This is a genomic window from Mucilaginibacter sp. 21P, assembly GCF_019331605.1.
Taxonomy (GTDB): Bacteria; Bacteroidota; Bacteroidia; order Sphingobacteriales; family Sphingobacteriaceae; genus Mucilaginibacter; species Mucilaginibacter achroorhodeus.
Genome location: NZ_CP063061.1, coordinates 355053 through 374008 on the forward strand (window position 1 = coordinate 355053; position 18956 = coordinate 374008).

The following is an 18956-nucleotide window of genomic DNA, read 5'->3' on the forward strand; positions in this document are numbered from 1 at the left end:
ATTTGGTTTTTGGTATAAATTTATTATGTTTGCATAGTAAATTATATCAGCCATGAGTAAGGAATTAAAAGACTTTTCAGAATTGATAGATAGGCAATTCGATATTGAGATGGATATCCAGGTGGACAGTTTCTGGCAAAAGCTGCTTGATTTTTTCATTTAAAAGCAGGCGCGCTCAAAAAATCTTAAAATACTTACCTTTGCAGCCTCATGAGTAGATCTGTAAAGAAGCCAAAGTTTTTTGAGAACGTTAGCGTTATTGATATTGCCGAAGAAGGCAAAGGTGTGGGCAAAGCCGACGAGTTGGTATTGTTTATTGAGAAAGCAGTACCAGGTGATGTTGCCGATGTTGAGGTCTACCGCAGTAAAAAGAACTTCGGCGAGGCAAAGATCACTAAACTCATTACGCCATCTAAGCACCGTACGCCCGCGTTTTGCGAGCACTTTGGTACTTGCGGCGGTTGCAAATGGCAACACATGACTTACGAAGCGCAACTGCAGTTCAAACAAAAAGCTGTGCGCGATGCGCTTACCCGTTTGGCTAAAATTGAAGTTGGCCACATGGACCCCATCGTTCCCTCACCCGCAGACCGCTACTATCGCAACAAGTTGGAATTTACCTTCTCAAACAAACGCTGGTTGTTTGATGGCGAGAACCGTGATGACGAAAAATTGGATATGAACGCCCTGGGCTTTCACATTCCCGGCCGTTTTGATAAGATCCTGAACATTAATCACTGCTACCTGCAGACCGAGCCCTCAAACGATCTGCGCAACAGCATCAACGCTTTTGCCAAAGAAAATTGTATCAGCTATTATGATGTTCGCCAGCATACCGGCGCGCTGCGTAACCTCATCATCCGCACGGCATCAACCGGCGAGATCATGGTTATCGTTGTGTTTGCTCATGCTACCCAGGATGAGATAGACCTGCTGATGAACTATGTGGATGCAGCCTTCCCTCAGATCACCTCCCTGCTGTATATCGTTAACACAAAAATGAACGATACCATTTTTGACCAGGACGTAAAGGCATGGCGCGGCCCGGAGTTTATCCACGAGGAAATGCCAACGGCAAACGGTAACGTGGTACGTTTTAGGGTAGGTCCTAAATCGTTCTATCAAACCAACTCTGTACAGGCGCTGAAGCTTTATGAAATAACACGCGATTTTGCCGGCTTTAAAGGCGATGAACTGATCTATGACCTTTACACCGGTGCAGGTACCATTGCCAACTTTGTGGCAGGCCATGTGCGCGAGGTGGTTGGTGTAGAGTATGTGCCATCTGCAATTGAAGATGCCAAGGTAAACTCACAGATCAATAACATCACCAATACCAAATTCTACGCCGGTGATATGAAGGACGTGCTAACGCCAGAATTTGTAGCGGAAAACGGCAAGCCAGATGTGATCATCACCGACCCGCCACGCGCCGGTATGCACGCCGACGTAGTTGCCCGCCTCATGGAGATTGAGGCCGAGAAGATAGTTTACGTAAGCTGCAACGCCGCCACCCAGGCACGCGACCTGCTTATCCTGAAAGAAAAATACGATACCGTTAAGATACAACCTGTAGATATGTTCCCGCATACGCAACACGTAGAAAACGTTGTGTTGCTTAAGTTGAGAAGCAACTAAGTATCGATAAACAAAAAACGCCGCTGTGAAAATCACACCGGCGTTTTTTGTTAAATATGCTTTTGGTTATCTTCTGTTGCCGCCAAATATGCGCAGCAGCATCAGGAACAGGTTTACAAAATCAAGGTAAAGTGTTAGCGCACCCATTAAGGCCACTTTGCTTTTGGTAGCGCCATCAACTTCGCCGCTTGCACCAATGCGTTTTAACTTTTGCACGTCGTATGCTGTAAGGCCGGTAAACACCGCAACGCCGATGTAGCTAATGATCAGATCCATCCCGCTGCTGCGGAAAATAAGTAAATTAAGCACAGATGCTACCACAATGCCAATAAGCAGCATGATCATTATCCCGCCAAATTTGGTCAGGTCCTGATGAGTTATGTATCCACCGATGGCCATAGCACCAAAAACTACTGATGTAGTGATAAATACACCGCTGATAGTGGTAATTGGGTAAAAATAAAATATGTTACTAAGGCTGATACCCATAGCTGCTGAGAACCCGATGAATACCAGGGCAAGGGCGAAATAACTACCGCGCGAAAAAACAGCGCTTGAAACAAACACGAAAACAAGCGGTAAAAACATCGCTACGGTACCAAAAATGGTGTTCTGGCGTGTTTCACTATCGCGTAGCAAAGACGACAGTTGCGGGTTAGCGGCAAATAAAAATGCGAATGCAGCAGAGATACCCAATGCCACAAACATCCAGGCAAAAACCTTTGCAATAAACTTACGTGATGCGTCTGCATCTTCTATCTGGATAACGTTATCGTAAACGTAATCGGTTGATTTGGTTTCCATTTATAATGATATGTTAATTGTACTAATGTATAATTTTTTATTAGAATGCAACTGTTGCCAAACGTTTAATTCAAACGCCGTTGTAACTGTTCTTCAACCTTTTTAAATACCTGCAGCGGTTTTAACGAACGCCAGTTAAAATCGTCCAGTTCGCCGCCAAAATTAATATAGTAGTCGATGTTAGCATCCCTGAATTCATTGATCACATGCTCCCTAAAGTTTACTCCGGCTATCCAGCCGTCTTCCACTTCCTGAAACCACTCTTCATAATAACTGTCATCAGAGTAGTGAAAGTTGAGCACGTTCTCGCCTATCAGCACAAACTTGTTAATGCCCTGGTCTACCATCAGGTCATATAACTCGCGCTTCATCAGCATAATGTCGTTGCTAATAGCGTCGTTCCATTCGCCGATAAACTCAATTATACAGTATCCGCGGTCATAGTCAACAAATAATATCTTCAAGTACAGCGTGCTCGACCCAAACGAGTCCCATTGCGGGTGCAGCAAATAATTATACACCTGCTTATCAAACTCAAATTCGCTGTATTCAGTATTGTAAAACGGTGAATTCTCGTCCTCGGCGGCAATATAATCGTCGCGCCAGCGGTAATATGGTTCTATATCGTGCATTGTTAATATTCAAAAGTAAAAAGTAAAAATTCAAAAAGCTTAGCTATCAAATTTTACTTGTGGCTGTGCGCATCAACCGCTTTGCGTACGCTGCCGTATTGTTTCAATAGTTCCGCTGCCTCTCCTTCGGGCAGGCCGGTTTCGGCCATTACCATGCGGATACCACGATGAACCAGTTTGTTATTTGATAACTGCATATCCACCATTTTATTACCCTTTATGCGGCCCAGTTTGATCATCACACTGGTGCTTAACATGTTCAAAACAAGTTTTTGAGCTGTGCCCGCTTTCATACGCGTGCTGCCGGTAACAAACTCCGGGCCTGTTACCACCTCAACCGGGAACTGAGCCTCCGCTGCTACCGGGCTACCCGCATTGCAAACAATACAACCGGTTGCAAGTCCGTTGGCATTGGCTGCCTGCAAACCGCCTATCACATAAGGCGTAGTACCCGATGCCGCAATGCCTACCACAACATCGCCTTCGTTAATGTCAAATGCCTGCAGATCTTTCCAGGCTTGTTCCCTGTCATCCTCGGCAAACTCTACAGCTTTGCGTATGGCGGTATCGCCGCCTGCAATAATGCCAACCACCCAATCAAACGGAACGCCAAAGGTGGGCGGGCATTCTGATGCATCCACTACACCTAAGCGGCCGCTGGTACCGGCACCGATATAAAATAAGCGTCCACCATTTTGCATACGGTCGGCAACAATGTCAACCAGCTTTTCTATCTGCGGTAATGCTTTTTCCACAGCAAGCGGAACGGTCTTGTCCTCGTTATTGATATTGCGCAGCAACTCGCCTGCAGACATGTTTTCCAAGCCGTTATATCTGGAGTCTTTCTCGGTACTTATTTCCATTGTAATGTTTTATGAGGGCCTCAACCTGCCCTCTCCAAAGGAGAGGGTTCTTAAGAGCTCGTTCCAAGTCCTCTCCTTTAGAGAGGATTTAGGTGAGGCTTTTATGCCAACAATTTCACCACAAAATTGATTAAAAAACATTAAAGGAAAGAAGCGCAGATAAATTATTGCTGATGACGGCTAATTATTAGATTTGCGTGTTAAAATTTCAATGAAGCACACTGCGGGTATCATCTTCCGGACCATCCTACTTTTAACTATCGGCGCTTTAATAGGCATTTTTTTAAGCGATGGCAACCTTGGCGGCCGCAGGATGGGTTTAAGCGGTACCAACAAGATAAACCGCGTGCTCGATCTGGTGCAGAACCAATACGTAGATTCTGTTAACATCGATAGCATGGAGGGCGTTACCATTAACGACCTGCTGCAAAACCTCGACCCGCATTCGCTGTACCTGCCTGTACAGCAAGCCCGTAATATCAACGAAAAGCTGGAAGGAGGTTTCACCGGCATCGGTCTGGAATACCAGCTATTGCGCGATACATTGGTGGTTACACAGGTTACCGCAGGCGGGCCGTCTGCAAAGGCCGGTATAATGGTTGGCGATAAGGTTATTAAGGTAGATAACGCACCTTTTGCAGGGACCAAGCTTAAAACATCACGCATCAGCAAATTATTTCGTGGCGAAAAGGACACTTTCATCACGCTTAACATCCAACGCGATAACAATGCCAAGCTAAAAGATTTTAAGGTGAAGCGCGATAGGGTTACCGTAAGCAGTATTGATGCCGCTTACGTTACCGATGGCGTTGGTTACATCAAGATCAGCAAGTTTGGCACATCTACAGACACTGATTTCAGAAAGGCGCTTACCAACTTAAAGGTTGATGGCATGGAGAAACTGGTGTTAGACCTTAGAGGTAACGGCGGCGGATACCTGAACACTGCAACTGCCCTGGCTGATGAATTTTTACCAAAAGGAAAACTGATCGTTTACACTAAAGGCGTGCATGAACCGCGCACAGATTATTTTGCAACGGATTCAGGCAGTTATCAAAATGGCAAGCTTACGGTTATGATCGATGAGTATTCGGCATCGGCAAGCGAAATATTGGCCGGAGCGATGCAGGACCTGGACAGGGGTACAATTGTTGGCCGCCGTTCATTCGGAAAGGGTTTAGTGCAGCAACAGTATCCGTTTGGTGATGGAAGTGCCATCAACCTTACGGTGGCAAGATATTACACACCATCGGGCAGGTCTATCCAAAAATCTTACAAGAATGGCATAGCCAGTTATCATGACGAATTAGCGAACCGCATACGCAAAGGTGAATTGTTAAACGCAGGAAGTAATTTAAGTGATAGCGCTTTTATCGGCAGCTCGGCATTCCACACGCTTAAAGGCCGGAAGGTATTTAGTCGCGGAGGCATTATGCCTGACATTTTTATACCGGCAGATACCATCCAGAGCAACCAGTTGGTAAGCGACCTTAGCGATCACCTGCTATTTAGCGCCTATGTGATTGATAAGATGCAGCCCAGACTGGCTAAATATGCCACTGCGGATAATTTTATCAAACAATACAACATTAGCGACACCGAGCTAACAGATTTTATTTTATACGCATACCAAACCATCCCAAAAATGGACGCGCGGGAACTTTTAATATCAAAGGTTACCGTTAAAAACCTTTTGAAAGCTACGGCAGCCCGTTTGAAGTGGGGCAACAACGCCTACTTTAGAGTGGTAAACGGTATCGATGAAACTTTTAAAGTTGCGGCTAAGCAATAACAGAGGTTCCTAAAACCTCATTCCCATCCCGGTTGTAAAAAACGTGTTAATGGTTACCGGTAATTTGCCCGTAGGCTTCAACACACCTGTAATTACTTTTATCGCAGACCGTTGCATCGCATCATCCTTTTGATAACCTACAAGTAGGCCTGCACTTTTTTCAATACCCGGTAAGCCCGCAATGGTGTAAGGGTTGGCAAATACGCTGGTAACCACATTAGGCCTGGCTGCGAGCTCCGCGATCAACAATTTAACATCGCTGCTGTAATCCAGCTTACTTTGCGGGCGGGTACGCGTATCATGTATGCTCACAAAAGTTTGGTCGAACTTTTTAAGGGAGGCCAGTACCTGGCGTATCTGTGCGATAGGGGTGTTTTTGCCTACCAGGTATATCATACTGTTAGGGTACCACTTAGATAGCTCGGTCTCAAAAACCGTTGGCCTGTCAACTCCAATGCTGATGATCGCTGTTTTGCGCAAAGGGTTCTGCCTTAAAGTCGCCGCATCGCCTTTTACAACCGTTATAGCAGCATCGCACAATTGCTGTATCAACTCTGCGGCTGCAGGCCGGTTAATATCGCCTATGATTCCATAAGGTGATGTTGGCTTATATTTATCAAGCCCGGCCCAATATTTTGCGGCCAGCAACTTTTTTATTTTAGCCTCAAATTCTTCCTTGCTGATCTTGCCCTTGCGGATAGCTTTAAGAATAAGTTTGGCAGATAACTGCGAGTTTTCAGACAGCTCAATCAGATCATTACCGGCCAAAAATGCCCTTAAGTCCGCCTCTCCTTTTGGGAAGTACTTGGTAACGCCTTTCATCTCCATGGCATCAGAGGCAACAATGCCTTTAAAGCCTAACGAATCCTTAAGCAGCCCGGTTACTATCGGCCTCGATAAGGTTGATGGCAGATTTTTAGTACTGTCCAGTGCCGGGATATTAAGGTGTGCTATCATTACACCACTGATCCCAGCAGCTATGGCCTGTTTGAACGGATATTCTTCCAACGAATCTAAACGGCTGCGGCTGAATGGCAATTGCGGCAGATCAAAATGCGAATCGACGTTGGTGTCGCCATGGCCCGGGAAGTGCTTGGCAAATACAATAACACCTGCATCCTGCATGCCTTTGGCGTAAAAGATTCCCTTTTGCGCCACATTGTATTTATTATCTCCAAAAGAGCGGTAATTGATAACCGGATTATTTGGATTGTTGTTGATATCCATATCGGGCGCAAAGTTGATATGCAGGCCCAATCGTTTAAAATCATAGGCAACCATCTGCCCCATTTTATAAATGAGGTTGTTATCCTGTATGGCGCCTAAGGTCATTTGGTAGGGATATGAAACGGCCGAATCTAACCGCATGCCCAAGCCCCACTCGCCATCCATAGCCACAAGCAAGGGCACTTTAGATAGCTTTTGATAATTGTTGATGAGGTTGGCGTGCCTTACCGGCCCGCCCTGGAAAAACACCAAGCCGCCGATATGCTCGTCCTGTATCACTTTGCCTACCGAATCTTCATAGACGTGGCCCTTATTAGTATGCGCACGCACATAAAAAAGCTGCCCGATACGCTCTCTGCGGCTCATTTTTTTATAAACCGAATCAACCCATTTGTTTTGGCTGGTGATGGTTTCGATAAAACCCTGCCGCTGCGCAAAGGCCGTGCCCGATATTAAAAGCGAAAAAACGAAGGCTGAGATGTGTTTCGGTTTCATTACAGTTCAAATGTAGTTTAAAACCAATTAAGGTTAAATGGTTTTAAACAATACAAAATATAAAACCATCAACAAATAAACCTTTTGTTGCTTTTGCGTTCTATAGGATATTATTAACAATATGCTGCCCACCGGCATTTAGCCGTTAGGTTATCAACTTTAGATATGCAACCATGAAAAAACTACTATTTATTGCACTATGCCTTTTTATGGCCGGCGAAGTAAGTGCCCAGTACTACCCGCAACCACGCCGCCGCGTTGTTAGGCGTATGCCGCCACCACAGCGCTACGAGCGCCGCCAGGTTTACAACGATTACATGCGCCCATCAATTGGTGTGGCAGTGGGTGCCAACTTCTCAAATACGGTAGACTCTTACAATGCCGATTTTAGCACAAGCACCATAGCGGGCTGGCACGTGGGTTTAACATCTAACATCCCTATTTCTTACTCATTTGCCTTTGCGCCGGAGCTGTTGTTTTCGCAAAAAGGTTACCAGGCAGAAACTACAGATGGCAACTTTAAACAGCGCACCAACTACATCGATATCCCTTTATTGGCAAAGTTTAAGGTAGTGCCGGGCTTTAACTTTTTGATTGGCCCGCAGTTAACCTTCCAAACATCAACCAAAAACATTTATGATGATGGCTTTAACCGCGTGGTAGAAAATGAGTATGACAACCGCGGCGATAAGAGTTATGTTGCCGGTGTAATAGGTATAAGTGTTGATCTTAACCGCAATTTAGAACTACGCGGCCGTTACAATATTGACCTTAGCCGTAACCGCACCGATGGTGTTTCATTACTGCCTGATTACAGGAACCAGGTATTTCAACTCGGCTTAGGGTTTAAGTTTAATTAATTGCCAATCCGTTATATAAGAACAAAGCGCCCTGAAGATAAATCAGGGCGCTTGTTTTTTAAATAAGTTTTTAACCCAGCGTTTAAAACGGCGCTTGGGTTTATTATACCTTCTTCTTCGCGCCAGTACGTTAAAATCATAGATCAGCGTAGCCTCATCAGCTTTTTTCTGAGGTACCATGTATTTAGGATGGACGATATCGCCCAATGGGAGCGCAGGTACGTTGGCGTTTCTATCTTCAGCGTTGTGCGTATGTGTTGAGCTAACACCGAAGCCGATGTTGGTTATTAGATTCACATTAGGTATCACCGAAAGGCTATTATTGAAAAAATTCATGATACCTAACTGGTAATCCCAGGTATCTATTTTACCCGCCTTTACCTGCTTAAAAATGTCAACCCAGGTATCAACAATAAATGTATCCTCAAAAATATTCTCAAACTGAGATCTTACCTCTTCGGGCTCGTACCTGCTTAGCTCTTTATCGTAATGCTTCCAAACCCGGCGCCACCCTGCCCAACCCCATACATGGGTCATGTTGGAGAAATAATAACTGGCATCTCCCCATTTTTTACCAAATTGTAAATTAGCACCGCCTATGTGCCTAACGCGTTCGTCAAAACGATATCGCTCCAGCATTTCGTCCGTAAATCTGAAAAAATCGTTATTGGGTAGGCAGTCATCCTCCAGTATAATGCCTTCCTCCTCCTGTTCAAAAAACCACGTAATGGCAGATGATACCGCTTCTTTACAACCAAGGTTATGATCACGGTAAAGCGTTTTCACTTCGCAGGGCCAATTGACGTTTTGCGCTATTGCTCGGGTGTCATCACATAACTCACGCTCTCTTTCTTTATCAGCGCGAGGGCCATCTGCTGCTATGTACAATCTGGCCGGCTTCGCTTCCGCAATACATTCAAATACCCGGGCTGTTGTGTCAGGCCGGTTAAAGACAATGAATAATACTGCCGATCTGGTTTGGTACATATGCAGATGTAGTTTTTATGCGTAAAATATTTTTTCAGAATTAGCGCCCTGGTGAGCCATAATCCCTAAGCGATCTATCTCGATGTGATTATCGCGAACCATCAAAAACTCTTTAAAATCCCATTCGATGGGGCGGTTATTAGCGTCGTTAAGATCAATGCTCTCAATTACATCCAGCAGCAATCCTTTTTTAGCGTAATATAAAAAGGTATGGTATCCGTTGCCAACGTAAACATCGTTATCATTCTTAAACATACTATCATAGTCTGCCTGAAATTCAATAACCCTGTCAAAAAAGTAGCTGTCTGTCAATAAGTATTTCCCTGATATTTTAATGATAGAAATGTTATCCGGCAGTCCCGACTGTTGTAAGAAAGCTTTAAGATGGCTCACTTCATTATGGCCCTTATCATGATAAGGGTTACCAAGTTCGCTATAGTAGGTATTATAGTTGTCCAGGTAATCTTCATGATCTGAAACACATTCCAGCACCGTATACGAATCAAAATAATGGCGATAAGAAAGGCATCTCTCAATAGATTCTATATACTGCCCGCGCCGCTTATCGTACGCATCGGCAATATTGGCCGTTGTTATAATAACATGCACCATACTTTATTCGCCAAAGGTTTGCATATCTATTAGTTTACGGTACAGGCCGTTGTTACCCATTAGTTGTTGGTGGGTGCCCTGCTCAACAACCTGGCCGCTTTCTAATACTGCAATAATATCGGCGTTTTGGATGGTGCTTAAACGGTGTGCTATTACTAACGATGTACGGTTTTTCATTAAATTATTAAGGGCATCCTGTACAAGCTTTTCAGATTCGGTATCCAGGGCCGATGTAGCTTCGTCCAATAACATCAATGGCGGATTATTCAGTACTGCCCTGGCAATACAGATACGCTGCCGTTGCCCGCCCGATAGTTTTGTACCCCTGTCGCCCACGTTGGTTTCGTAACCATTTTCTGTTTCGCTGATAAAATTGTGGGCATTGGCAATGCGGGCTGCAGCTTCTACCTCTTGTTTGGTCACCCCGGTTTTACCAAAAGCTATATTATTGAATATGGTATCGTTAAAAAGGATAGATTCCTGGTTTACAATGCCCATCAGGCTCCTTAGCGATGTAGCAGTAACTTGTTTTATGTCTTTATCATCAACCGTTATTTTGCCAGATTTGGGATCCATAAAACGCGGGATAAGATCCATCATGGTTGATTTACCACCACCTGACGGACCAACTAAAGCCACGGTTTTACCTTTGGGTATGTTAAGGTTTATATTTTTTAGTACTGTTTTGTCCTGGTAGGCAAAGCTCACATCCTCAAATCTGATAGCATCGTTAAAGTTTTTAAGTTCAACAGCATCCGGAGCATCATTGATGGCAGGTTTCTCATCAATCAAGCTCAGCACACGTTCGCCCGCTGCAATACCCGAGTGGATATTGCTAAAAGAATCTGAAATAGCTTTAGCCGGGCGCATAACCTGCGAGAACAGTGCTATGAAAGTTACAAACTCGGGAGGTGTTAAGGCAGATGATTTATTCAGCACCAGATGACCGCCGTACAAAACGATACAAGCCACCATGGTAACCCCAAAAAACTCTGACACCGGCGAAGCCAATTGCTGCCTGCGAGCCATGGATTGTGTGATGCGCGAATATTTCTTATTCTCCTGATCGAACCTGTTTTTGATAAAGCCGGTTGCGTTAAATGCCTTTACTATCTTAATACCTGATAGCGCTTCATCCAGGTAACTGATCATGTTACCATAGGTTTGCTGCGAGGCAATAGCCTGGGCTTTAAGCCGTTTTACTATTTTTGATATCACAAACGCCGAAATAGGGATAACGAGGAAGGAGTATAAAGTTAAGCTTGGCGATATTAAAAACAGCGTAATCAGGTAGGCAATTAAGGTTAACGGCTCTTTAAAAATTACCTGTAAAGTTCCGGTAACAGAATATTGAACTACCTGTACATCTGATGCTATCTTGGAGATGATATCCCCCTTGCGTTCATTACTAAAAAAGCCAAGGTGAAGATTCATCACATTATCAAACACAGTGCGGCGCAGGTTAAGCAGCGTATGCACCCGCAGGTTCTCCATAGTGCGTTGCGATAAGTATCGAAATAGATTGCCTAATAACGCTGAAATTACGATAGTACCGCATACAAATTGCAAGGCTACCCATGTGCCATAGGTATTTATAGCATAGCCGATATAATAGCGAAAGCTTGCCATTACATCGTACCAGTGAGGTTCTACCTTTACTTCTTTAGTAACGCTGCTGTGTTCTGCAAATAACGTGGTAAGTAACGGCGCCAGCAACGCAATATTAAGCGTACTGAATATGATAGAAAGTACGGTTGTTATAATATAAGGTATTGCAAATTTTTCAATTGGTTTTGCAAAGGATAACAACCTGAAATATGTCTTCATTCAAAAAATTAATAAATACAAAGTTAACGGTTATTAGCCAATAACTATTATAGGGCTAAAAACGGCTTTACGGCCTGCCATACCTTTTCTACTTCTATGGCAGCAATGCAAGGATAATTATCAGGCTTCTGCGGCTTGTAGATACAATCCCAATTACAGTAGTAACAAGGCATTTTTTCAAAAACGCATAGTGGTGCAGGGTTAATATCTTGAGGATAGGGAGCAAAGCGTTCGAAATGCCCACCACCCAAGACACAAACCGAAGGTGTTTTTGTAGCTACCGCGATATGGGTAGCCCCTGTTTCATTAGAGATAAGTAACCTGCAAGCTGCAATGGTTTCTATCAGTTGTGGCAAGGTAGTAGTGTTGATAAGATTAACCACACTACCAGCAGGCAAATTTGCGTGCAGGTAATCGCCATCATCCTTTTCGCCGGGGCCTCCAATTAAGTAGACCGGTTCATCTGAAACCGCAATAAGCCTTTCAATTAATTGCAGAAACTTTTGCCTCTCCCAACCCCTGCGGTATTCGCCGGCACCGGGCAGTATGGCAATCCCTTTTTTTGCAACAGCTTGTATATCAATATATGGCTGTTTGATCTGCAATGGCTGCCCTAATACCATTTCGAAAAAGAATTTATTGCGATGAAACTCGAAGTAAACACCAGCAGGTAATTCTATTTTTTTGGTGTAAAACCTATCAGTTTTTGACTTATATCGTGGGGCAATCCCCTCATTATCGCTTATATATCCTACAATCTCCCTGGCAGCAGTCAGGGCTGCAAAACCGTCTGTGATAAAGGTGCGCGTGTAAGTTGGCTGTAACACCGTATCATAGTTATTCAGAAATAATCGCCAGCCAAAACGAAGCGTTTTCAGCGGAGCTTCATAAAAAGAATTGGGTTTAACAAAGTAGGTTTGATAAAGAAATTGCGCATCCCACGTGGCAGTTACACCATGCCATAATTGATTACCTATCAGGTCGATCTTGTAACCTTTATATTTTTCAGATTTAGCCGTTAGCTCAATAAAATTTCTGAAGAGGATATAATCGCCAATTGCATCTATTTTTATAATGAGCAGCCGTTTGGCCGGTTTACGAAAGCGTGCAAAGAATGCGAACAGCTTTGGCAGCTGTAATAAAACAAAACGAGTTAAGCGAAATAAATTGCGATTTTGGATGTGCATTGGCAGTTAAAAGAAATTGCTATCCGTTTTACGTTGTTCTTTATTCCGTTTGTAAAGAAACCTTAAATACATCAACCAACCCATGCTCTTACGAATTATAAGAGGTTTTTCTTTTTTGAATAAGTCGTCTTTGTTAGAGGCAGAGAAACCTGTAAGATCATATCTAACAATTTTTACAGGGATATATTTTTTTCTAATTGTAGCATCGCCCCAAACGATAAGATTGAGTGCATAGTCTGCAAATACTTTGTAACGGAGATTGTAAGTATGCTTTTCGAATACCTTGGCGGGATAGAAAATGGTTTGGTGGTTGATGCTGTATTTAGCCAGCCTGTATTTGGTAAAAGTACCTTTCAGCATATATCCCTCGGCCTCAGCATCGCCATAATAAAGCGTATTAGCATCAGTAAGCTGCCTGGCCATTTCACTGAAACCCGGTAATAGCCTGTCGTCTGCGCCCATAAAATACAGCCATTTGCCAGAAGCCCTTTTAACGCCTTTATTCATGGCATCGTATATACCATTGTCGGGTTCTTGAATTAATATTGTGATTATACTTTTATATCGCTCAAATATTAAAGATGTCCCGTCGGTACTCCCGCCATCAACAATTATCAGTTCTACATCTTTGTGTTGCTGGTTTTTAATTGATACTAAGGCCTGCTCTAAAACTTTTTCGGAATTAAATACCGGCATTATAATACTTATCAACGGACGCTTCTCCATAGGCTGAAGCAAAGATAAACAGATTAATTGCACCTTTCATTGTTGTGTTTTATAAGCTACTTTTGCCACATGGGTAAAAGTATTGATGTTGTTATACCATCATTCAGGCTGGATGAGCAGTATCTTTTACCTATTTTAAAACTTATTAAGCCAGCAGGTTTCGAAGTTAATTTTTACCTGGTAGCTGATAATCCCCATGCTCAACTAACGCCAACACTGCTTGCAGAGAGCGAAAGGGACGATGTACATGTTATCATCAATCAACAAAATCTCGGGTTTTCTGCTACCCGGAACAAAGGCATAGATGCGGGATGTGGCGACTGGATATTGTTGCTCGATGACGACATTACACCTAAAGACGATCTGCTTGAAGCCTATTCAAACGCCATTTCAATAAATAACGACGCCTTGGGCTTTATTGGTGTAACAAATTTCCCGCCGGTTATTAATGCTGTGACGAAAGCGCTTGAAATCAATGGTGTATCTACGCATTTTCAATTAGCGTTACATGAGCCGGAGATGTATTGGTCTGCCACTGCAAACATTATGCTCAACAGGAAGCTGTTATCATCCAGAGGATTTTTAGTTGAGTTGAAAAAAAGCACCGAGGATATGGAGTTGCTTTTCAGGAACGCGTTTGAAAATAATTTACAAAAATACATTGCTGTACCCTCTGCTGTGGTAAACCATCCGTGGTGGGATAATGGTAAAATGCAAACCAAGCGAATGTTCAGGTACGGTGCCGGTGCCGCCGAAGCGGCAAGATTGTACCCTTTAAAATTGTACACTTTTTACGACTTCACTAATACCACAGAAACACTGCTGCTCTTGGCTTTGGCTGCAATACCAGGTGCGTTCTTAAAATTACCTGTCGCAATATTTTTGGCAGCAATTATAGCCCAAGTATTGGCAGAATACCTCACTAACTATTATAAAGCTTTTAAAGTAGGTAAAACCTTAGATCCGGTTGTGGCTTTGCAAATGATGTGGCATAAAAATGTAATGGAAGCAGGCAAGCTTACCTCGGTACTATTAAACCTTCATTTTACTGATTTTAGCAAGCGAATAGACGGCAGTTTTCGCAAACAAAATCCGCAGCCTTACAGGCTAAACAGGTGGAAGATCATTAAGCTGATACTATTTGTAATAATCTTTGCTATCACACTTTACACCTGCGCATAACCATCATCGCAATAAACCAGTTTTTCATCTACTGTTCTGCGATAGATCACCTCGTTTGGATAATAATTAGCCCTTGATGTTTGCTTGTGAAACAGATGATAACATATTGCTACCATCTTTATCCTTTTTTTGTGAACGCCCAAATTGATAAGCCGCGCTGCAAATTCGTAATCCTCCCAACCCCAACCTTTAAAATCATTGTAGTAACCGTTTACTTTAATATAATCTTGCCGCCAAAAGGCCAGGTTACATCCTTTAACGTTCATGGGGTCTAACGGCTTGTTATTGTAAAATTTTGCTAAAGCCGGAACCCGATAAGCGTTAAATCGTGTATATAATCCCCTTGAAAGTGAATTGAGATTTACATCCTTTTCTCTGATCATTTGGTTTGTTTTTACCTCATTGATCATTGCGCGGCTGCCTTGTACAAAATAGCCGGTTTGTGCTTGCGAAATATGGTCTGCAATAAATCGCCTGTCCAAAACAATATCGCCATCTATTTCAATGATATAATCAGCATTAGAAAGTTTAACCGCTTTGTTTAGCACAATGCTCTTTCTAAAGCCATTATCCTCATGCCAGGCGTGCTTTACCGGTATTTTAAACTTTTCTTTGTAGCGTTCTATCAATTCAATCGTTTCCTTGCCCGAACCATCATCGGCAATCAATATCTCATCGGGCATTACAGTTTGTTTAAGCAAACTTAAAAACACAAGTTCCAGTGCACCCGGCCAGTTGTAAGTTGAAACAAGAACACCAACTGTAAAACTATTCATATCCTTAAACCTATTTCTTAATCAACGTATAATTCCTGTACTCACTTACCCGCCAGCCGGTAAGGTCTTCAATTTTTTGCAGCACTTTACGTCTAAAGGTCATTTGATTGCTCAGGGCATCAAGGTCTATGTCCAATGTCCAGTTCATGGCGTTTACGCGCTTTTGCATAACAGCCGGGTGCGTACCCTCAAAATGTACTAACCTGTCAGGATTTTTTTGGCTGTAGTCAAATGCAAAAGTTTCGGGGAGATTTTCCTGCATCCACGTATCATCGTGATAAAAATGATTAAAGTTGCGCAGCTTATTAGTTAACCCGGCCGGTGGCTTTACCCAGCCATAGTGGTATATATACGCATCAATAAGTTTTACATTTATTTTGCGGTTATCAGCCCACCTAAAGCCCTGCGCGTCCCGATAAGAGCGGATACCTTTGTTATTCCTAACTATCCTTATTTCCCTGCGGTACCAACGGCGCGAATGGCCGTAGTAATCATAAGAGCCATAAAAGTGCAGGTATTTGAAAAGCAAACCATCGATATTACTATCGGCAAGGTTATCCTCCATTTCCTTTTTAATAGTAGGCAGATATTTCTCATGTACACACTCGTCGCCTTGTATATAAAACGCCCAGTCGGCATCAGGCGATATGGCGTCAAATGCTTTATCGGTTTCTTTTGCGAATACTGATCCTCCCTCACGTAAGCCTTCGTCCCAAACGGTTTTAACAACACGTATTTTGGGTGAGTTGATGCCTTTTATTAATTGCTCGGTTTCATCATCGCTGTTTCCCAGTGCAACTACAAACTCATCACATACAGGGAGGATGGATGTGATGGCCTCAACTATCGGGTAATCATTTTTTACCGCATTGCGAATAAATGTAAAACCGGCAACTTTCATTTGGTGACAAAGATATACCTTTTTATAAGCTTTAACTCGTGATGCACCTTTACCCTCCTAACGTAGTGATGCATTTTTACTACATTTACCATCATCATGCCCGCACCGCTAAACATAAACATCAACCCAGCTTCGGGCTTCCGCGAAATTGCCCGGGCACTTACCGTGGTTGAGAATGAGCTTACCGGTTACGATGATCTCCTTAAAAATTTACCATATAGCCATACGCCTATTACCGGCATCACCGGCCCGCCTGGCGCGGGGAAAAGTACGCTGGTTAATGCAATCATATCCGGGTTGTTGGAGAAAGGCAATAAGATAGCCGTCCTTGCTATTGACCCAACATCGCCGTTTAACTTTGGTTCATTACTGGGCGATAGGATCCGGATGGCAACGCACTTTAACCATCCCAATGTTTTTATACGCTCATTGGCTACCAGGGGGTCTTTAGGTGGATTATCGGCAAAAACCATAGAGATGACCGAGGTGCTGAGGTCTGCAGGGTTTGACCATATTATTGTGGAGACTGTTGGTGTAGGCCAATCTGAAGTGGAGATAGCCGGTTTGGCCGACCAAACTTTTGTAACATTGGTACCCGAGGCCGGGGATGAAATACAGAACATCAAATCGGGGTTAATGGAAATTGCCGACGCCTTTATAATCAACAAGGCCGACCGGGATGGCGCCGACCTGTTTATCAATAACCTTAAAAAAATATTACATCACGATAGTAGCCGTAACATACCTATATTAAAAACGGTAGCTTCAAAAAACGAAGGCATTGCTGCCGTTGTTAACCTGATGTTAGCTACACCTCGCCAACAAAAAAAAAGGAAAGAACTACTGCTTACCGAAAGAGTTTACCAAATTATCCGGCAGCGCCGGATGGCTGGCATCGACAAAAAAAAGCTCCGGCAACAAATTGCCGAAGCGTTAAAAAGCGATAGCTTTAATTTGTACAAATTTGCATCAGCTTACGAAAATCAATAAGCAATAAATTCCTGATCATTGATTCCCGGTCAACTAATCTCTAATTCGAATTCATCAACTCTTCTATCTCCTCTGCTTCAATAGGTATGTGTGCCATCAGGTCGCGGTTACCATCAGCAGTTATTAAAATGTCATTTTCTAAACGTATGCCTAAACCTTCCTCCGGGATATAAATGCCTGGTTCGCAGGTAAGGATGTTACCAACTTCAAATGCCTTATAGCGGCTGGCAAAGTCATGAACATCTAAGCCCAGGTGATGCGAGGTGCCGTGCATAAAATACTTTTTATACAAAGGCATTTTAGGGTCCTGCTTTTCCACCTCGTGCTTCTTAAGCAAACTAAGGCCAATAAGCTCACTTTCCATAATACGGCCTACCTCATCCTGGTACTCTGTAAGTATGGCTCCGGCAACTATCATTTTTGAGGCCGCCCTAAATACGCGTAAAACAGCATCATAAACATCGCGCTGGCGTTTGGTAAACCTGCCGTTCACCGGTATTGAGCGGCTCATGTCTGCATTGTAATTAGCATACTCAGCAGCCCAATCAAATAAAACCACGTCGCCATCATTGCAAACCTGGTTGTTATCTATATAATGCAGCACGTTTGCGTTCTTGCCCGATGCTATAATGGGGCTGTAAGCATGCCCTGTGGCGCGCTGCCTTAAAAATTCATGGGTTATCTCAGCTTCTATCTCATATTCTGTAACGCCGGGCTTTACAAATTTCAATGTTCTTATAAAGGCATCACGGGTAATGTCACAAGCTTTTTGGGTAAGTGCTATCTCTATTTCCGACTTCACCACACGCAAGTCGCGCAGTAACGGCGCAGCACGTTCGTAATGATGTAAGGGATAACGCTCTTTAAGATCCTTTAGCATGCGCAGATCGCGGTACGGAACGCTATGCGCGTAACGGTCATTTTCGTTTGTATTGATATATATATTATCTGCGTAGTTGATAATCGTATGCAATATGGTATCATACTCGTGCAGCCAAAATATTTGTTTTATGCCTGATGCTTTGCGAGCTTCTTCCTTAGTGTACTTATGACCCTCCCATACGGCAATATGCTCACTGGTTTGTCTTAAAAATAGTACTTCTCTGTATAGTGGATTAGGACAATCGGGGTACAAAATAAGTACACTCTGTTCCTGATCTATCCCTGTCAGGTAAAAAAAATCAGGGTTTTGTTTAAAAATGAAAGTCTGGTCGCCATTACGCGGATACTCATCATTCGAGTGAAAAATAGCTATTGAGTTCGATTTTAGTCGCTGAACGAAATTTTTTCTATTAATTGTAAATAACTGTTCGTCAACAGGAAGATATTTCATAAACTAAAAAATATTGAATTTTAGAAAAACAAACTATTTGAAAGTTTGTAATAGATATTGTAAAAATTGGAACAGGATTTGGTATCCGTTTCAAACATAATTACTAATTTTGACAAAAATCACA

Annotated in this window: 17 protein-coding genes; 5 read left to right on the forward strand and 12 right to left on the reverse strand. The window is 43.1% G+C overall.

The window, feature by feature from the left end:
• The first annotated feature begins 210 nt into the window (after positions 1-210).
• Entirely contained in the window at positions 211-1638 is a 1428-nt protein-coding gene (gene rlmD / locus INP83_RS01400; protein ID WP_219126026.1) for a 23S rRNA (uracil(1939)-C(5))-methyltransferase RlmD, read from the forward strand.
• A gap of 66 nt (positions 1639-1704) precedes the next feature.
• Here the strand turns inward: rlmD and INP83_RS01405 are convergent, their stop codons facing one another.
• From INP83_RS01405 to murQ, 3 genes are all read right to left on the reverse strand, one after another.
• Complete coding sequence (locus tag INP83_RS01405; RefSeq protein WP_146273273.1) at positions 1705-2442, reverse strand: Bax inhibitor-1/YccA family protein; 738 nt, start codon at positions 2440-2442, stop codon at positions 1705-1707.
• Between the two features lie 65 nt (positions 2443-2507).
• On the reverse strand, positions 2508-3074 hold the full coding sequence (locus tag INP83_RS01410) for a hypothetical protein (RefSeq protein WP_146273274.1): 567 nt from the start codon (positions 3072-3074) through the stop codon (positions 2508-2510).
• Between the two features lie 53 nt (positions 3075-3127).
• On the reverse strand, positions 3128-3937 hold the full coding sequence (murQ, locus tag INP83_RS01415) for an N-acetylmuramic acid 6-phosphate etherase (RefSeq protein WP_219126027.1): 810 nt from the start codon (positions 3935-3937) through the stop codon (positions 3128-3130).
• A gap of 211 nt (positions 3938-4148) precedes the next feature.
• Between murQ and INP83_RS01420 the strand changes: the two genes are divergently transcribed.
• Positions 4149-5729: a S41 family peptidase gene (locus INP83_RS01420; RefSeq protein ID WP_219126028.1), complete on the forward strand. Its 1581-nt coding sequence runs from the start codon at positions 4149-4151 to the stop codon at positions 5727-5729.
• A 9-nt stretch (positions 5730-5738) separates the two neighbouring features.
• Here INP83_RS01420 and INP83_RS01425 read toward each other — a convergent pair whose 3' ends face one another.
• A complete protein-coding gene (locus tag INP83_RS01425) occupies positions 5739-7451 on the reverse strand; it encodes a glycoside hydrolase family 3 protein (protein ID WP_219126029.1) in 1713 nt (570 codons plus the stop codon).
• Between the two features lie 173 nt (positions 7452-7624).
• On the opposite strand from INP83_RS01425, the gene INP83_RS01430 reads away from it, so the two are divergent.
• On the forward strand, positions 7625-8311 hold the full coding sequence (locus INP83_RS01430; protein ID WP_219126030.1) for a porin family protein: 687 nt from the start codon (positions 7625-7627) through the stop codon (positions 8309-8311).
• Between the two features lie 42 nt (positions 8312-8353).
• On the opposite strand, the gene INP83_RS01435 is transcribed toward INP83_RS01430, so the two are convergent.
• From INP83_RS01435 to INP83_RS01455, 5 genes are read right to left on the reverse strand one after another with little or no spacing between them, the layout of a single operon-like run.
• Positions 8354-9298, reverse strand: coding sequence for a nucleotide-diphospho-sugar transferase (locus INP83_RS01435; RefSeq protein ID WP_255563228.1), 945 nt, complete (start codon positions 9296-9298; stop codon positions 8354-8356).
• Positions 9299-9313: 15 nt separating this feature from the next.
• On the reverse strand, positions 9314-9910 hold the full coding sequence (locus tag INP83_RS01440) for a hypothetical protein (protein WP_219126031.1): 597 nt from the start codon (positions 9908-9910) through the stop codon (positions 9314-9316).
• A 3-nt stretch (positions 9911-9913) separates the two neighbouring features.
• A complete protein-coding gene (locus tag INP83_RS01445; RefSeq protein WP_219126032.1) occupies positions 9914-11737 on the reverse strand; it encodes an ABC transporter ATP-binding protein in 1824 nt (607 codons plus the stop codon).
• Positions 11738-11784: 47 nt separating this feature from the next.
• Complete coding sequence (locus INP83_RS01450) at positions 11785-12924, reverse strand: glycosyltransferase family 9 protein (protein ID WP_219126033.1); 1140 nt, start codon at positions 12922-12924, stop codon at positions 11785-11787.
• A gap of 6 nt (positions 12925-12930) precedes the next feature.
• Positions 12931-13650 carry a glycosyltransferase family 2 protein gene (locus tag INP83_RS01455; RefSeq protein ID WP_219126034.1) on the reverse strand — a complete coding sequence of 240 codons (720 nt, stop codon included), beginning with the start codon at positions 13648-13650 and terminating at the stop codon, positions 12931-12933.
• A 69-nt stretch (positions 13651-13719) separates the two neighbouring features.
• Here INP83_RS01455 and INP83_RS01460 point away from each other — a divergent pair, with 69 nt between their 5' ends.
• Complete coding sequence (locus INP83_RS01460) at positions 13720-14832, forward strand: glycosyltransferase family A protein (protein ID WP_219126035.1); 1113 nt, start codon at positions 13720-13722, stop codon at positions 14830-14832.
• Here the strand turns inward: INP83_RS01460 and INP83_RS01465 are convergent.
• Positions 14817-15608, reverse strand: a complete 792-nt coding sequence (locus INP83_RS01465; RefSeq protein ID WP_146273285.1) for a glycosyltransferase family 2 protein — start codon at positions 15606-15608, stop codon at positions 14817-14819. The genes INP83_RS01460 and INP83_RS01465 overlap by 16 nt on opposite strands.
• A 10-nt stretch (positions 15609-15618) precedes the next feature.
• Positions 15619-16509 (reverse strand): glycosyltransferase family 2 protein, encoded by an 891-nt coding sequence (locus tag INP83_RS01470; RefSeq protein ID WP_219126036.1) that lies wholly within the window; start codon positions 16507-16509, stop codon positions 15619-15621.
• Positions 16510-16605: 96 nt separating this feature from the next.
• On the opposite strand from INP83_RS01470, the gene meaB reads away from it, so the two are divergent.
• Positions 16606-17499 (forward strand): methylmalonyl Co-A mutase-associated GTPase MeaB, encoded by an 894-nt coding sequence (meaB, locus tag INP83_RS01475; protein WP_219126037.1) that lies wholly within the window; start codon positions 16606-16608, stop codon positions 17497-17499.
• Between the two features lie 40 nt (positions 17500-17539).
• Here meaB and INP83_RS01480 read toward each other — a convergent pair whose 3' ends face one another.
• Positions 17540-18832, reverse strand: a complete 1293-nt coding sequence (locus tag INP83_RS01480) for an aminopeptidase P family protein (protein WP_219126038.1) — start codon at positions 18830-18832, stop codon at positions 17540-17542.
• Positions 18833-18956 lie beyond the last annotated feature (124 nt).

Excerpts from the sequence above, each read along its gene's own strand:
- INP83_RS01405 (WP_146273273.1), bottom strand. The coding sequence starts at position 2,442 with ATGGAAACCAAATCAACCGATTACGTTTACGATAACGTTATCCAGATA.
- INP83_RS01480 (WP_219126038.1), bottom strand. The coding sequence starts at position 18,832 with ATGAAATATCTTCCTGTTGACGAACAGTTATTTACAATTAATAGAAAA.
- murQ (WP_219126027.1), bottom strand. The coding sequence starts at position 3,937 with ATGGAAATAAGTACCGAGAAAGACTCCAGATATAACGGCTTGGAAAAC.
- INP83_RS01470 (WP_219126036.1), bottom strand. The coding sequence starts at position 16,509 with ATGAAAGTTGCCGGTTTTACATTTATTCGCAATGCGGTAAAAAATGAT.
- INP83_RS01435 (WP_255563228.1), bottom strand. The coding sequence starts at position 9,298 with ATGTACCAAACCAGATCGGCAGTATTATTCATTGTCTTTAACCGGCCT.
- INP83_RS01445 (WP_219126032.1), bottom strand. The coding sequence starts at position 11,737 with ATGAAGACATATTTCAGGTTGTTATCCTTTGCAAAACCAATTGAAAAA.
- INP83_RS01420 (WP_219126028.1), top strand. The coding sequence starts at position 4,149 with ATGAAGCACACTGCGGGTATCATCTTCCGGACCATCCTACTTTTAACT.
- meaB (WP_219126037.1), top strand. The coding sequence starts at position 16,606 with ATGCCCGCACCGCTAAACATAAACATCAACCCAGCTTCGGGCTTCCGC.
- INP83_RS01465 (WP_146273285.1), bottom strand. The coding sequence starts at position 15,608 with ATGAATAGTTTTACAGTTGGTGTTCTTGTTTCAACTTACAACTGGCCG.
- INP83_RS01460 (WP_219126035.1), top strand. The coding sequence starts at position 13,720 with ATGGGTAAAAGTATTGATGTTGTTATACCATCATTCAGGCTGGATGAG.
- INP83_RS01430 (WP_219126030.1), top strand. The coding sequence starts at position 7,625 with ATGAAAAAACTACTATTTATTGCACTATGCCTTTTTATGGCCGGCGAA.
- INP83_RS01455 (WP_219126034.1), bottom strand. The coding sequence starts at position 13,650 with ATGGAGAAGCGTCCGTTGATAAGTATTATAATGCCGGTATTTAATTCC.
- INP83_RS01410 (WP_146273274.1), bottom strand. The coding sequence starts at position 3,074 with ATGCACGATATAGAACCATATTACCGCTGGCGCGACGATTATATTGCC.
- INP83_RS01450 (WP_219126033.1), bottom strand. The coding sequence starts at position 12,924 with ATGCACATCCAAAATCGCAATTTATTTCGCTTAACTCGTTTTGTTTTA.
- INP83_RS01425 (WP_219126029.1), bottom strand. The coding sequence starts at position 7,451 with ATGAAACCGAAACACATCTCAGCCTTCGTTTTTTCGCTTTTAATATCG.
- rlmD (WP_219126026.1), top strand. The coding sequence starts at position 211 with ATGAGTAGATCTGTAAAGAAGCCAAAGTTTTTTGAGAACGTTAGCGTT.
- INP83_RS01440 (WP_219126031.1), bottom strand. The coding sequence starts at position 9,910 with ATGGTGCATGTTATTATAACAACGGCCAATATTGCCGATGCGTACGAT.